Source organism: Oleisolibacter albus (assembly GCF_003336875.1).
Taxonomy (GTDB): Bacteria; Pseudomonadota; Alphaproteobacteria; order Azospirillales; family Azospirillaceae; genus Niveispirillum; species Niveispirillum album.
In genome coordinates this window covers 93,904-107,916 of sequence record NZ_QGNJ01000001.1, presented here as the reverse complement: position 1 = coordinate 107,916, position 14,013 = coordinate 93,904, and the positions used below count along the sequence as shown (strand labels likewise).

11 protein-coding genes are annotated in these 14,013 nt (G+C 67.9%); 7 read left to right on the top strand and 4 right to left on the bottom strand.

Going from position 1 to position 14,013, the window contains the following annotated elements; all coding sequences use genetic code 11:
• Positions 1 to 11: 11 nt before the first annotated feature.
• A complete protein-coding gene (gene gyrA, locus DK368_RS00540) occupies positions 12 to 2,738 on the bottom strand; it encodes a DNA gyrase subunit A (protein ID WP_162305834.1) in 2,727 nt (908 codons plus the stop codon).
• A 203-nt stretch (positions 2,739 to 2,941) separates the two neighbouring features.
• Positions 2,942 to 4,306, bottom strand: a complete 1,365-nt coding sequence (locus tag DK368_RS00535) for an MATE family efflux transporter (RefSeq protein ID WP_114391601.1) — start codon at positions 4,304 to 4,306, stop codon at positions 2,942 to 2,944.
• Positions 4,307 to 4,473: 167 nt separating this feature from the next.
• On the opposite strand from DK368_RS00535, the gene DK368_RS21195 reads away from it, so the two are divergent.
• Positions 4,474 to 4,641, top strand: coding sequence for a hypothetical protein (locus DK368_RS21195; RefSeq protein WP_155524429.1), 168 nt, complete (start codon positions 4,474 to 4,476; stop codon positions 4,639 to 4,641).
• Between the two features lie 143 nt (positions 4,642 to 4,784).
• Here DK368_RS21195 and ssb read toward each other — a convergent pair whose 3' ends face one another.
• Positions 4,785 to 5,351 (bottom strand): single-stranded DNA-binding protein, encoded by a 567-nt coding sequence (gene ssb, locus DK368_RS00530; RefSeq protein WP_114391600.1) that lies wholly within the window; start codon positions 5,349 to 5,351, stop codon positions 4,785 to 4,787.
• 397 nt (positions 5,352 to 5,748) lie between these two features.
• Between ssb and DK368_RS00525 the strand changes: the two genes are divergently transcribed.
• From DK368_RS00525 to DK368_RS00500, 6 genes are all read left to right on the top strand, one after another.
• Positions 5,749 to 6,408 carry a hypothetical protein gene (locus tag DK368_RS00525; protein WP_114391599.1) on the top strand — a complete coding sequence of 220 codons (660 nt, stop codon included), beginning with the start codon at positions 5,749 to 5,751 and terminating at the stop codon, positions 6,406 to 6,408.
• A gap of 171 nt (positions 6,409 to 6,579) precedes the next feature.
• The gene (gene uvrA, locus DK368_RS00520; protein WP_114391598.1) at positions 6,580 to 9,438 is read left to right on the top strand and encodes an excinuclease ABC subunit UvrA; all 2,859 of its coding nucleotides are present in this window, start codon (positions 6,580 to 6,582) and stop codon (positions 9,436 to 9,438) included.
• A complete protein-coding gene (locus tag DK368_RS00515; RefSeq protein ID WP_114391597.1) occupies positions 9,435 to 10,130 on the top strand; it encodes a CDP-alcohol phosphatidyltransferase family protein in 696 nt (231 codons plus the stop codon). The genes uvrA and DK368_RS00515 overlap by 4 nt, the downstream gene beginning before the upstream one ends.
• A gap of 168 nt (positions 10,131 to 10,298) precedes the next feature.
• On the top strand, positions 10,299 to 11,420 hold the full coding sequence (locus DK368_RS00510) for a branched-chain amino acid ABC transporter substrate-binding protein (protein ID WP_114391596.1): 1,122 nt from the start codon (positions 10,299 to 10,301) through the stop codon (positions 11,418 to 11,420).
• Positions 11,421 to 11,618: 198 nt separating this feature from the next.
• Positions 11,619 to 12,710, top strand: coding sequence for a branched-chain amino acid ABC transporter substrate-binding protein (locus DK368_RS00505; protein WP_114391595.1), 1,092 nt, complete (start codon positions 11,619 to 11,621; stop codon positions 12,708 to 12,710).
• A 114-nt stretch (positions 12,711 to 12,824) separates the two neighbouring features.
• Complete coding sequence (locus DK368_RS00500; RefSeq protein ID WP_114391594.1) at positions 12,825 to 13,232, top strand: hypothetical protein; 408 nt, start codon at positions 12,825 to 12,827, stop codon at positions 13,230 to 13,232.
• A 190-nt stretch (positions 13,233 to 13,422) separates the two neighbouring features.
• Here DK368_RS00500 and DK368_RS00495 read toward each other — a convergent pair whose 3' ends face one another.
• Positions 13,423 to 13,923 (bottom strand): DUF1499 domain-containing protein, encoded by a 501-nt coding sequence (locus tag DK368_RS00495; RefSeq protein WP_114391593.1) that lies wholly within the window; start codon positions 13,921 to 13,923, stop codon positions 13,423 to 13,425.
• Positions 13,924 to 14,013: the final 90 nt, after the last annotated feature.

The window sequence follows — 14,013 nt, the reverse complement described above, 5'->3', positions numbered from 1 at the left end:
GGGACCCGGCCTCAGGTCTCGTCCGAGGCCGTTCCGTCTTCCTTGTTGTCGGCACCGTTCTCCGCGGCACCGTTTTCGCCGGTGCCGTTTTCACCGTTGCCGTCATCGGCAAGGCGCGCAACGGACACCACCCGCTCGCCGTCCGCCATGCGGAACAACGTCACACCCAGGCTTTTCCTGGCCGTCAGGCGGATGTCGTGTACCGGCATGCGGATGACTTGTCCACCGTCGCTGACCATCATCAGATGGTCGGACTCGGCGATGGGGAAGACGGCGGCGATGGCCTTGTTCCGCTTCGACATGTCCATGTTCCAGAAGCCCTGGCCGCCGCGGCCGGTCACCCGGTACTCGTAGGACGAGGTACGCTTGCCGAAACCCTGCTCGGACACGGTCAGGATCATTTCCTCCCGCGCCTGCATCTCGGTGAACTGCTCCGGCGGCAGCACCAGACTGGTTTCCACCGGCTCGGCCTCGACATCGGGCTGCTCGTCGGTGTCCACCGCCTCACCCAGGGCCCGGCGCAGTTCGCGCGCCTGCTTCAGGTAGGCGGCGCGCTGCTCCACCGTATAGTCGGTGTGGTGCAGGATCGACATGCCGATGACGGCGTCGCCCTCCTCCACCAGCTTGATGCCGCGCACGCCGGTGGAAGTGCGGCCGCTGAACACGCGCACCTCCTCCACGGCGAAGCGGATGCAGCGGCCCAGATGCGTGGCCAGCAGCACGTCATCCTGCTCGGAGCAGGTGCGCACGGCGATCAGCGTCTCGCCTTCTTCCTCCAGCTTCATGGCGATCAGGCCGTTGGCCCGGATGTTCTGGAAGTCGGACAGGCGGTTGCGGCGGATATTGCCGCGGCTGGTGGCGAACATCACATGCAGGTCGCCCCAGGTCGATTCGTCCTCGGGCATGGGCATGACCGTGGAGATGGTCTCCCCCTCCTCCAGCGGCAGCAGATTGACCAGCGCCTTGCCGCGGGTCTGCGGCGTGCCCAACGGCAGGCGCCAGACCTTCAGCTTGTAGACGATGCCGCGGCTGGTGAAGAACAGGACCGGCGTGTGGGTATTGGCCACGAACAGGTCGCTGACCTGGTCCTCGGCCTTCAGCGACATGCCGCTGCGTCCCTTGCCGCCGCGGGCCTGGGCCCGGTACTGCGCCACCGGCACGCGCTTGATGTAGCCGCCCTGGGTGGTGATGACCACCATGTCCTCGCGCTGGATCAGGTCCTCGATGTCGGACTCGAATTCCAGCTCCTCGATGGTCGTGCGCCGCGGCGTGCCGAAGCGCTCCTTCATCTCGACCAGCTCGTTGCGCAGGATGTCCAGCAGCAGGGCGCGGTCGGACAGGATGGCCAGGAAATGACGGATCTGGCTGACGACGCTGTTCAGCTCTTCGCCGATCTTGTCGCGCTCCAGCCCGGTCAGGCGGTGCAGGCGCAGTTCCAGGATGGCGCGGGCCTGGGCCTCCGACAGGCGGTAGGTGTTCTCCGCCGACAGGCCGCGGCCCGGCTCGTCGATCAGGGCGATCAGCGGCGCCACGTCGGCGGCCGGCCAGTCGCGCTCCATCATGCGCTCGCGCGCCACCGCCGGGTCGGGCGCGTTGCGGATCAGGGCGATCATCTCGTCCAGGTTGGCCACGGCCACGGCCAGACCCACCAGGGTGTGGGCACGCTCGCGGGCCTTGCCCAGCTCGAACTCGGTGCGGCGGGTGATGACCTGCTCGCGGAAGCGGACGAAGGCGCTGATGATGGCCCGCAGGTCCATCAGCTCCGGCCGGCCGCCGTTCAGCGCCAGCATATTGACGCCGAAGCTGGTCTGCAGCGGGGTGTGGCGGAACAACTGGTTCAGCACCACATCGGCCACGGCATCGCGCTTCAGCTCGATGACCACGCGCACGCCATCGCGGTCGGATTCGTCGCGCACATCGCTGATGCCTTCCACCAGCTTCTCATGCACGACCTCGGCGATGCGCTCCTGCAGCTTGGCCTTGTTGACCTGGTACGGGATCTCGGTGACGACGATGGCCCAGCGGTCCTTGCGGATCTCCTCGACGTCGGTCTTGGCCCGCATGATGATGCTGCCGCGGCCGGTCATGAAGGCCGAGCGGATGCCGGACTTGCCGAGAATCAGGCCGCCGGTCGGGAAATCCGGGCCGGGGATGATATCGATCAGTTCCTCGACCGTGATGTCCGGATTGGCGATGTAGGCGCAGCAGGCGTCGATCACCTCGCCCAGATTATGGGTCGGGATGTTGGTGGCCATGCCGACGGCGATGCCGCCGGCGCCATTGACCAGCAGATTGGGGAACTTGGCCGGCAGGACCGTCGGCTCTTCCGACGATTCGTCGTAGGTCGGCTGGAAATCGACCGTGTCCTTGTCGATGTCGTCCAGCAGGAACTCGGCCGCCTTGGCCAGCCGCGCCTCGGTATAGCGCATGGCCGCCGCAGGGTCGCCGTCCATGGAGCCGTAATTGCCCTGGCCGTCCACCAGGGGCAGGCGCATGGAGAAATCCTGCGCCATGCGCACCATGGCGTCGTAGATCGCGCTGTCGCCATGGGGATGGTACTTACCCATGACGTCGCCGACGATGCGCGCCGACTTCTTATAAGGCTTGGTGCTGTCGTAGCCGCCATCCTTCATGGCGTAGAGGATGCGGCGATGCACCGGTTTCAGACCGTCGCGCACGTCCGGCAGGGCCCGGCTGACGATCACGCTCATGGCGTAATCGAGATAGGAGCGCCGCATCTCCTCTTCGATGGTGATCGGCGAGATGTCGGACGGAAGCGGAGTCGAAGGAGTCACCGAGACGTACTCATTGCCTGAGGGGGTGCCAGGCCGGCCGGGAACGGAGCCCCGCCGGCGGCGGAAAACGGTCGCGCCCTTGTAACATCAATCACCGGGGCGAACAATGAAACGGGCCGTCGCCTGTCGGGAAACCGGCCCGGCCGTCACCGTCCCGCCTCGCCGCGCGACAGCCACCAGAAGCGGACGGACAGGATGGAAACGGAGACGATGCTGGCAATGAAGATGCCCTCGAACAGGCCCATCACCCCGCGTTGCAGCGGAAAGGCCAGGACCCAGCCCAGCGGCATCATGATGGCGTAATAGCTGATGAAATGCAGGGCCGTCGGCATCCAGGCGTCGTTGCGGCCGCGCAGGGCCTGGGCCATCACCACCTGCCCGCCATCGGCCACCAGGATCAGGGCGCTGAAGGCCACCACCGGGACCGCCACCGCCACCAGCGCCGGGTCGCTGGCGAACAGGCGGGCGATTCCGTCCGGCAGAAACCAGAACAGCAGCGCCACGCCGCTCAGCAGCAGGCTGGTCAGGCCCAGCCCGCTCCAGCCGGCCAGCACCGTGTCGGCCCGGTTGCCGGCGCCATGGGCCGTACCCACCCGCACCGCCGTGGCCGAGGCCAGCCCCAGCGCCGCCATGAACGGCAGGGCGATGAGGTTCAGCCCGACGGTGAAGGCGCCCACGCCCAGTGCCCCCAGCCAGCCGGCGAACAGCGCCAGGGCCGAGAAGGCGGACGCCTCCAGCCCGCTGCTGAGGCCGGCGGCATACCCCAGCCGCCGCTGTTCGCCCCCCGCCGCCCAGCCCCCGGCCGGACGGCGGATGCCGAAGCGCTCATGGTCGCGCAGGCGCCAGACATAGGCCATCAGCCCCAGCGCCATGGCCCAGCGCACCAGCGTCGTGGCCAGGGCCGATCCCTCCGCCCCCAGTTCGGGCAGGCCGAAGCGGCCGAACACCAGCCCCCAGTTCAGGCCCAGATTGGCCAGATTGGCCAGCAGGATGGCCACCATGCCCGGCAGGGGACGCTTGATGCCCTCCAGGAAGAAGGTGGAGGTGAACAGCAGGGCCGCTCCGGCCATGCCGAATCCATAGATGGTCATGACCCGGCCACCGCCCACGGCCAATGGCTCGGACTGGCCGGTCAGGCGGAAGAACGGCTCCCCCGCCAGGCAGAACAGCCCGGCCAGCAGCCCGATCAGCAGGGCATAGGGAATGGAGCGGCGCCAGACGGCGCCCGCTTCCTGCGCCTGCCCCGCCCCCATGGCCTGGGCCGTCTTGACCACCGTGCCCAGCAGCAGCCCGGCCATGATGGCCAGCAGCGTGCCCTGGATGGCACCGGCCAGGCCCAGATGCGCCAGATCCTCGGCCCCGTAGCGGCCGACAACGATGGTGTCGGCGGTGACCATGGTCATCTGCCCGGCGCGCGCCACCATGACCGGCAGGGCCAGCCGCACCAGCTCGCGCAGGTGCCGGCGCAGCCGCGGGGCGAAGGGCTCGACGGTAAGGTCCAGGGAGGTCATGGGAGATAGCCGGACAGAGGGGAGAGGATCGGGGCACCAGCCCGAAGGACCGGCGAGTTGAAAGCATCGGCTGCGCCGGCGCAGTGACGGCGGACACCGGAACCTTTGCAGAGGCGGCAGGGTTGCTCAGGGACGTAAAGGACCATGACGCTGAAGGAGGCTGTCGCATGGGCATCGCACCGACACCGCCGGGCATGCCGTCCCCCGGCAATACCGAAATCCCGCCACCGGCCGAACAGCCGGTCCCGCCACCGTCCAACCCCGGCGAGTTGCCCCCCGACACCGGGCCGGAACGGCAGCAGCCCACCTATCCGGACCAGCCCGGCCGCGGATAGGAACAGACTGTGCCGGTGGCAACGGACGGACCGTCGCCAGACCATCCGGCTGTTCCGAAGACAGGAAAAAAGACCCGAACAGCGATACGCCCCGGCGCAGGCCGGGGCGTGCCGTTGACGAGCCGGCCCCTGCAGGGCCGATCTCAGAACGGGATTTCGTCATCCAGATCCGCCGCAGGCGCCGGGCGACCGGCGCCACCACCGGCACCCCCGCCGGCCCCGCCGCGCTGCGGACCGCCACGGGCGGCGGAGCGGTCCTCGTAACCGCCACCGCTATAGCCGCCGCCGCCATAGCCGCCGCCGCTGCCCCCGCCGTAATCGCCACCGCGATCATCGTAGCCACCGCCGGCACCGCCCTCACGCCCGTCCAGCAGCGTCAGCTCGCCGCGGTACTGGCGCAGCACGACCTCGGTCGTATAGCGCTCCTGACCCTGCTGGTCTGTCCATTTGCGGGTTTCCAGCTGGCCCTCGATATAGACCTTGCTGCCCTTCTTCAGGAAGCGCTCGGCCACGCCCACCAGATTCTCGTTGAAGATGACCACGCTGTGCCACTGGGTGCGCTCCTGGCGCTCCCCGGTGTTGCGGTCCTTCCAGTTCTCCGAGGTGGCGATGCGCAGGGTGCAGACCTTGCCACCGTTCTGCAGGGACCGGACCTCCGGGTCCTTGCCCAGATTGCCGATGAGGATGACCTTGTTGACGCTGCCAGCCATGCTTCGCTCTTTCGCTCGGTTCGGAATTCTTTCGCCAAAAGTCCGGTGCCCAATCCGGTGCAGGTCCGGCCGTCCAGCGTTGCTGCCCGCCCCGTCCGGCGCACAACCGGTCCGGCCAGCGGACCGCTGCGGCGCCAGCCTAACGTTCTCGACCGGTTCCGCCAAGTGAACAGCAGCAGGAACGTTGAAGGAATTTAAAGCGAACAAATCCGTTCTGACGGTCGGTCGAGTCGATCTGACCGATATATAGAACATTTTAGGAACAATGCAAGCGCTCCGATAGAGCCATCCCCTGCCCGGAACGGCCTGACCGCGCAGCCACCACGTCACAGCCGGCGTTCTCCCGCGTCTTAGGAGGGAAAATGATGCCTCTCAGATCGCGCGAAGGGAGAACGACATGGCAGTCCAGAGTGTCAAGGTCGGTGATTTCATCCTGCCCGGCATGTTCACGGTCGGCGGCCAGCCCATTCCTGGCGGCAGCCCCACACCGCCCAGCTACGCCTTTGGCCATACCTTTCCCGTGCAGATCCAGGTTACGAAGATCAAGGACTGCCGCCTCTACTGGCTGGAGCGGACCAATCTGCCCATCATCGACGAGCAGAGTCCCGACTATTTCGTGGACATGTTCACCCTGCGCCCCACGGCCAACACGTTCCGCCCCTGGGTGGTGGCGCAGCAGGAGTCCGGCCCCGGTCCGGTCACGGTGACGGTCAAGGACATCCCGGCCCTGGTCATCACGCCCCAAAATGCCGGCGAGGAGATCTATCGCTGGCTGGAGATCATCGCCCTGGTGCAAAGCGTGCCGGAGAACCAGTCCCGCTTCGTCTTCTTCCGTCAGGACCTGCTCTACAACAGCAGCCTCAATGAGATCCAGGCGCGGGGCCGCATGGCCGAACTGGGGGTCAGCAACCTGGACAATTTCCTGTTCAGCGACGGTCGGGCCTACAGCTTCCATGTCGCCGCCGACAATCTGCCCCTCGGCATCAGCCGCGAGCTGCTGGGAATGATCCTGGCCCTGACGGGGGCGCCCCCCAACAGCTTCACCTTCGGCGCCTGATCACCGCGACCACCCACCGCCGCCCGGGCGCCGGGCGGCGGCGCGGCTGTCCATGCCGCACGCGAATGGCACGCCGGCTTTGACCGCAGCGCCTTTCGCGCCATATTCGCAAGCCTGTCGCCCTCAAATGGCTGCTTCCCCCGCGCCAGGACTTGCGATACAGAACACAGCATGAACAAGCAGATCAGCGTCCGCGGCGCCCGCGCGCACAACCTGAAGAATGTCGATGTGGACCTGCCGCGCGACAGTCTGGTGGTCATCACCGGCCTGTCCGGTTCGGGCAAGTCCTCGCTGGCCTTCGACACCATCTATGCCGAGGGGCAGCGCCGCTATGTGGAAAGCCTGTCGGCCTACGCCCGCCAGTTCCTGGAGCTGATGCAGAAGCCGGATGTGGACAGCATCGACGGCCTGTCCCCCGCCATCTCCATCGAGCAGAAGACCACCAGCCGCAATCCCCGCTCCACCGTCGGCACGGTGACGGAGATCTACGACTATATGCGGCTGCTCTATGCCCGCATCGGCATCCCCTATTCGCCGGTCACCGGCCTGCCGATCGAAAGCCAGACGGTCAGCCAGATGGTCGACCGCATCCTGGCCCGGCCGGAGGGGACCCGCCTCTACCTGCTGGCCCCCATCGCCCGTGGCAAGAAGGGCGAGTTCAAGAAGGAGCTGGCGGAACTGCGCAAGCGCGGCTTCCAGCGCGTCAAGGTCGATGGCGAGATGCTGGAGATCGAGGAGGTGCCAGCCCTCGACAAGAAGCTGAAACACGATATCGAGGTGGTGGTGGACCGCGTCGTGGTCCACGCCGATCTGGCCGGGCGCCTGGCCGACAGCATCGAGACGGCGCTGGAGCTGTCGGACGGGCTGCTGTTCGCCGAGGAGGCCGGCAGCGGCGAGCGCACCACCTTCTCGGCCAAGTTCGCCTGCCCGGAGAGCGGCTTCACCATCGAGGAGATCGAGCCGCGGCTGTTCTCCTTCAACAATCCCTACGGCGCCTGCCCGGCCTGCGACGGGCTGGGGGATAAGCTCTATTTCGATCCCGAGCTGGTGGTGCCGGACGAACGCCTCAGCCTGCGTGACGGCGCCATCGCCCCCTGGGCCAACAGCACCAGCCAGTATTACGGCCAGACGCTGGAAAGCATCTGCCGCCACTTCAAGGCCGGCATGGACAGGCCGTGGAAGGACCTGCCGCAGCCGGTGCGGGACACCATCCTGTTCGGCTCCGGCGGCAAGCCCATCACCATGACCTATGATGACGGGCTGCGCAGCTATGAGACCAACAAGCCCTTCGAGGGCGTGGTGCGCAATCTGGAACGGCGCTGGAAGGAGACGGAAAGCGCCTGGATCAAGGAGGAGCTGGGCAAATACCAGTCCTCCATGCCCTGCGAGGCCTGTGGCGGCGCCCGCCTGAAGCCGGAAGCGCTGGCGGTGAAGATCCGCGGCCGCACCATCGCCGAGGTCAGCCGCCTGTCCATCCGCGAGGCCGGCAGCTGGTTCGCCGAGCTGGACGCGCACCTGACGCAGAAGCAGCGCGACATCGCCGTGCGGATTCTCAAGGAAATCAACGAACGCCTTGGTTTCCTTAACAATGTCGGCCTGGAGTATCTGGCGCTGGACCGCGCCTCCGGCACCCTGTCGGGCGGCGAGAGCCAGCGCATCCGTCTGGCCTCGCAGATCGGCTCCGGCCTGACCGGCGTGCTCTATGTGCTGGACGAACCCTCCATCGGCCTGCACCAGCGCGACAATGACCGGCTGCTGGCGACACTGAAGCGGCTGCGCGACCTGGGCAACACCGTGGTCGTGGTCGAGCATGACGAGGACGCCATCCGCACGGCCGATTATCTCGTGGATATGGGGCCGGGCGCCGGCGTGCATGGCGGCACCGTGGTCGCCGCCGGCACCCCGGCCGAGGTCATGGACAATCCCGACAGCATCACCGCCGCCTATCTGTCGGGGCGCAGGCGCATCGAGGTGCCGGCCCTGCGCCGGCCCGGCCATCCCGGCCAGTTCCTGGAGATCGGCGGCTGCCGCGGCAACAATCTGCGCGATGTGTCGGTGAAGATCCCCCTGGGCACCTTCGCCTGCGTCACCGGCGTGTCCGGCGGCGGCAAGTCGACCCTGGTGATCGAGACCCTGTACAAGGCTTTGGCCAAGCGGCTGATGGGCGCGCGGGAGCATCCGGCCGCCTTCGACACGCTGCACGGTCTGGAGAATCTCGACAAGGTCATCGACATCGACCAATCGCCCATCGGCCGGACTCCGCGTTCCAATCCAGCGACTTACACCGGTTGCTTCACCCCGATCCGCGACTGGTTCGCCGGACTGCCCGAAGCCAAGGCCCGCGGTTACGGCCCCGGCCGCTTCAGCTTCAATGTCAAGGGCGGCCGCTGCGAGGCCTGCCAGGGCGACGGCGTCATCAAGATCGAGATGCATTTCCTGCCCGACGTCTATGTCACCTGCGACGTCTGCCACGGCAAGCGCTACAACCGTGAAACGCTGGAAATTCTGTATAAGAACAAAAGCATCGCCGACGTTCTTGATATGACGGTGGAGGAAGGGGCCGACTTCTTCCGCGCCGTGCCCTCCATCCGCGACAAGCTGGACACGCTGACCCGCGTCGGGCTGGGCTACATCAAGATCGGGCAGCCCGCCACCACCCTGTCCGGCGGCGAGGCGCAGCGCGTCAAGCTGGCCAAGGAACTGGCCCGCCGGTCCACCGGCCGCACCATCTATATCCTGGACGAGCCCACCACCGGCCTGCATTTCGAGGATGTGCGCAAGCTGCTGGAGGTGCTGCATGCGCTGGTGGAGCAGGGCAACACCGTGCTGGTGATCGAGCATAATCTGGAGGTCATCAAGACCGCCGACTGGCTGATCGACATGGGGCCGGAAGGCGGCTCCGGCGGTGGTGAGGTGGTGGCCGCCGGCACGCCGGAGGATGTGGCCGCCAACCCGCGCAGCCACACCGGCACCTATCTGCGCCCCTATCTGGAGGCGGTCAGGCCGGCCAAGCGGAAGCAGCGGGCGTGACTGGCGCCCGCTTCCCCTGGTCCGCCTGGGCTGTGCATCTGCTGACGGCCAGCGGCGCCGTCTGGGCCTTCCTGGCGCTGCTGGCGGTCCTGGCCGGTGATGCCCGCGCCTGCCTGCTCTGGCTCGGCCTGGCCCTGCTGGTGGACGGCATCGACGGCCCCCTGGCCCGCCGGATGCGGGTGCGGGACCGGGTGCCGCTGTTCGATGGCGCGGCGCTTGACCTGATTGTCGACTACCTCACCTATGTCTTTGTCCCCGTTGTATTCCTCTGGAAGTTCGCCTTATTGCCGGCGCCGCTGCTGCTGCCGGGCTGCGCCTTCATCCTGCTGACCTCGCTGCACCTGTTCGCCAAGCTGGACATGAAGAGCGCCGACAATCATTTCGTCGGCTTTCCCGGCATCTGGAACGTGGTGGTGCTCTATGTGGTCATCCTGGACACCGGCCCCTGGCTCAATGCCGGCCTGGTGCTGGCCCTGGGGCTGCTGACCTTCGCCCCGGCCAAGTTCCTGCACCCGTTCCGCGTGGAGCGTCTGCGCCGGGTCACGGTGCTGATGGCCGTGCTCTGGCTGCTGGCGACGCTGGCCCTGGTGGTGGCCCTGCCGGCGCGCCCGCTCTGGGCCCTGCTGCCCTGGGGGCTGGCCTCCCTCTGGTTCACCGGCCTCAGCCTCTGGCGCACGCTGGAGCGGGCATAGCCACACATTCGTCTGCCCCGGCAACAGAATGGCGCAAGGCCGCCCCGCCGCGCAAGGAAGCCGCCCGAGCCCCTGCCGGCCGGCAACATCAGGGTTGTTTTACCCCTCCCGCTCCCGTGTTAGCCTCCGCTCCAACGCGCAACAAGCGAACAGGGAGTGCGCACGACAATGAGCTTCAAGAAGCCTCTTTTCACCGCCCTGACAGCGGCCAGCCTGCTGCTTCCCGCGCTGGCCGCCGGCCCGGCCCTGGCAGAGACGGTGGTCGGCATGGCCGGCCCCATCACCGGGTCCAGCGCCTCCTTCGGTGAGCAGATGCGGCGCGGAGCCGAAATGGCCGTGGCCGACATCAACGCCAAGGGCGGTCTGCTGGGCGAGACGCTGCGGCTGATCAATGTGGACGATGCCTCCAACCCCAGCCAGGGCGTGGCCGTCGCCAACAAGCTGGCGACCGAGGGGGCCGTGGCCGTGTTCGGCCATTTCAATTCGGCCGTCTCCATTCCGGCCTCGAAGGTCTATGCCGACGAGGGCATCCTGCAGATCAGCCCGGCCTCCACCAACCCGCAGCTGACCGAACAGGGCTTCGACACCGTGTTCCGCACCTGCGGCCGCGACGACCAGCAGGGCGACGTGGCCGCGGCCTGGATCGTGAAGAACCACAAGGCCGACCGCATCGCCATCATCCATGACCAGACCACCTATGGCAAAGGCCTGGCCGATGCCACCAAGGCTGCCCTGAACAAGGCCGGGGTCAAGGAGGCCATGTATGACGCCGTCACCGTGGGCGACCGCGACATGGCGGCCCTGGTCACCAAGATGAAGAATGCCGGAATCCAGGTCGTCTATTTCGGCGGCCTCTACACCGAGGCCGGGCTGCTGACCCGGCAGATCGCCGATGGCGGCCTGACCGTGCAGTTCATGTCCGGCGACGGCGTGGTGGACAGCGAATACTGGAACATCGCCAAGGACACGGCCGAAGGCGCGCTGGTGACCTTCGGCGCCGAAAGCCGCACCCGGCCGGAGGCGGCGGACGTGGTCAAGCGCTTCCGCGGCCAGGGATTCGAGCCGGAAGCCTATACCCTCTACACCTATGCCGCGGTCCAGGCCTGGGCCCAGGCCGCGGCCAAGGCCAAGAGCACCGATACCGCCAAGGTGGCCAAGGCCATGCGCGATGGCAGCTACAAGACCGTGATCGGCGACCTGTCCTTTGACGAGAAGGGCGACCGCAAGGTCACGGACTATGTGGTCTACCGCTGGTCCAAGGGCAGCTATACCCAGCTTGCCGGCCAGTAGGCCAGCCGGTCAGGGATGCGGGCGGGTCCGCCGGCCCGCCCCGTCCCGGCATGCGGGCGGTCGGGTCACCACGGCCGGCGTTCTCCCCCGCAGTCGTTCCGGCCTGTCATGCTCCCGGAGGGGGGCCGAGCCGGCCCGCATCCCCCGTCACTCCTTGTATCCTACCGATCCACTGAACGACCCGGAGTCGTCCCGCCCATGCGTATCCTGACCGCCGTCCTGGCGTTGTTCCCCCTTCTGTCCACGCCGGCCCTGGCCGAGATCAGGATCGGGCTGGCCGTGCCCTTGAGCGGCCAGTTCGCCGCCGTCGGCGACCAGCTGCGCCGCGGCACCGAACAGGCTGTGGCCGACCTCAACGCCAAGGGCGGCGTCCTGGGGGAAAAGCTGGTGCTGGTGGTGGCCGATGATGGCGGCGTGCCGACCCAGGCCGTCTCGGTCGCCAACCGTCTGGCCACGGACGGCGTGGTGCTGGTGGTGGGCCATCTGCAGTCCGGCACCACCATCCCCGCCGCCAAGGTCTATGAGGAGGAGGGAATCGTCGTCATTACGCCCACGGCCACGGCGCCGGACGTGACCGAGGGCGGACAGGAGATGGTGTTCCGCACCTGCGGCCGCGACGATCAGCAGGGGGCCGTGGCCGGTCCCTGGCTGGCCGGCAACTTCAAGGGCAAGCGCGTGGCCGTCATCAACGACCAGACCACCTACGGCAAGGGCCTGGCCGACGCCACCACGGCCGCCATGAAGGCCCGTGACCTGACACCGGTCTATGAAGGCACGCTGACCGCCGGGGAAAAGGACTTCACCGCCCTGGTCACCGCCCTGAAGGCGGCCGAGGTCGAGGCCGTCTATTACGGCGGCTATTACCCGGAAGCGGCATTGCTGGTGCGTCAGGCCCGGGACCAGGGGCTGAAGGCGCAGTTCGTCTCCGGCGACACCCTGGCCAGCGGCGAATTCTGGTCCATCGCCGGCGACAAGGGCGAAGGCATGGCCATGACCTTCAGCGCCGACGCCCGCACCCTGCCCGCGGCCCAGGCCGCGCTGGCCAGCCTGCGCGCCAACGGACCGGAGCCGGGGGCCTACACGCTCTACGCCTATGCCGCGGTCCAGGTCTGGGCCGGTGCGGCGGAAAAGGCCGGCAGCAGCGACGGGCTGAAGGTGGCCAAGGCCCTGCGCCAGGGCCAGGTGCCGACGGCCATCGGCCCGCTAGGCTTCGATGCCAAGGGCGACCGCACCAGCACGGATTATGTCATGTACCGCTGGAGCAAGGGCAGCTACGCCCCGATCCGCTGAACCCGTCCCAAGGGGGCGGCCCACTGTCCCGCATGGGGTGGGCTGCCCCGTCTTTGCAGCAGCCCGGCCGGGCACCGGCCTGTACCTGTCTGTTTCCACCCCAGGGAGACAGGCATGGCCACGGACCGGATGAACCCGCGCGGATCGGAGAGCAGGACGGAGGGGCCGTGGTCCGAGGGACCACGGACGGAAGGCCGCCTGGCCCAGGCTCCGCCGCGGGACGCCCTGGCGTCCGGTTCCGCCCGTTCTCCCGACGCCGCCCTGGCAGAGGTGCTGACCCGGACCATCCGCGAGCTGTCCGAGGCCCGCAGCCAGATCGACGATCTGCGCCGGCAACTGGACGCGGTGCAGACCCAGCGGATCGAGGATGCGCGGGCCGTGGCGGAGAGCCAGCGGCGCAGTGCCGGCCTGCAATTCCGCGTGGACTATCTGGAAGAGAAGCTGGATCTGGCCAAGCGGGAACTGTCCTGGCGCCGCCGACCCTGGTGGCGGCGCCAGAAGGGGCAGACCACTCTCCCTTGATCGTGACCGATCAAGGGAGAGTGCAGGTCCCCTCCGTCGCCGGGCGCTGCCTCCGGCAGCCTGGCTTACGCGCACATGGGGGCGCGGGCCGGCGGTCGCCGGCCTCCACCCCGACTAAAGGTCAAGCTTTAGGCGGGCAAGCTTTAGGCGGGGTTGTATCAGACCGCGGATCTTTGACCCCGGTTCCTGTTCAGACCGGCTTGCCCGCCGCGTCGGCCAGCTTGCCCAGCCAGCCCTGGACCCGCTTGCCATTGACGCCGAAATCGCGGATGCCGAAGACGGCGCGGCTGTAGATCAGCAGCGTGCTGCCCCCCGGTGCCGGGCGCACCTCGACGGCGGCGAAATCGGGATAGGCCATCAAGGCCGTGGTCTGCACCAGGGTGAAGCGCAACCCGTCGCCGCTGCGCTCCAGGATACGGCTGCGCGGCTCCGCCTCGATGATGCGGACCAGCGCATCGCGCAGCCGTTCCGGTGGCACCGCGTAGCGGGGGGCCTCGGCCTGGGGCTGCGCCGTGGTGGTGCCCGGCGGTGCCAGCAGATACTGGTTGGGCTTCCAGCTCGGCACCAGGGTGGCGAAATCGACCAGCTGGCCGTGCCGCCGGCACAGGCCGGGCATCCGTCCCAGCAGGACCAGACGCCACAGCAGATAGAGCAGCGCCAGCGCGCCAAGACCCCAAAACATCCAGCCCATCGGCTCCCCCGATCCCCGAAGTTGCGGTGCAGTCTAGGAACATCGCCGCGCCGGGGCCAGAGGCGGCCCCATCACAGCTGCGCGAGCAGC

Bases quoted from the DNA above. Each gene is read 5' to 3' on its own strand.
- DK368_RS00510 (WP_114391596.1), top strand. From the start codon at position 10,299: ATGAGCTTCAAGAAGCCTCTTTTCACCGCCCTGACAGCGGCCAGCCTG.
- DK368_RS00525 (WP_114391599.1), top strand. From the start codon at position 5,749: ATGGCAGTCCAGAGTGTCAAGGTCGGTGATTTCATCCTGCCCGGCATG.
- DK368_RS00495 (WP_114391593.1), bottom strand. From the start codon at position 13,923: ATGGGCTGGATGTTTTGGGGTCTTGGCGCGCTGGCGCTGCTCTATCTG.
- DK368_RS00505 (WP_114391595.1), top strand. From the start codon at position 11,619: ATGCGTATCCTGACCGCCGTCCTGGCGTTGTTCCCCCTTCTGTCCACG.
- ssb (WP_114391600.1), bottom strand. From the start codon at position 5,351: ATGGCTGGCAGCGTCAACAAGGTCATCCTCATCGGCAATCTGGGCAAG.
- DK368_RS21195 (WP_155524429.1), top strand. From the start codon at position 4,474: ATGGGCATCGCACCGACACCGCCGGGCATGCCGTCCCCCGGCAATACC.
- uvrA (WP_114391598.1), top strand. From the start codon at position 6,580: ATGAACAAGCAGATCAGCGTCCGCGGCGCCCGCGCGCACAACCTGAAG.
- gyrA (WP_162305834.1), bottom strand. From the start codon at position 2,738: ATGCGGCGCTCCTATCTCGATTACGCCATGAGCGTGATCGTCAGCCGG.
- DK368_RS00500 (WP_114391594.1), top strand. From the start codon at position 12,825: ATGGCCACGGACCGGATGAACCCGCGCGGATCGGAGAGCAGGACGGAG.
- DK368_RS00535 (WP_114391601.1), bottom strand. From the start codon at position 4,306: ATGACCTCCCTGGACCTTACCGTCGAGCCCTTCGCCCCGCGGCTGCGC.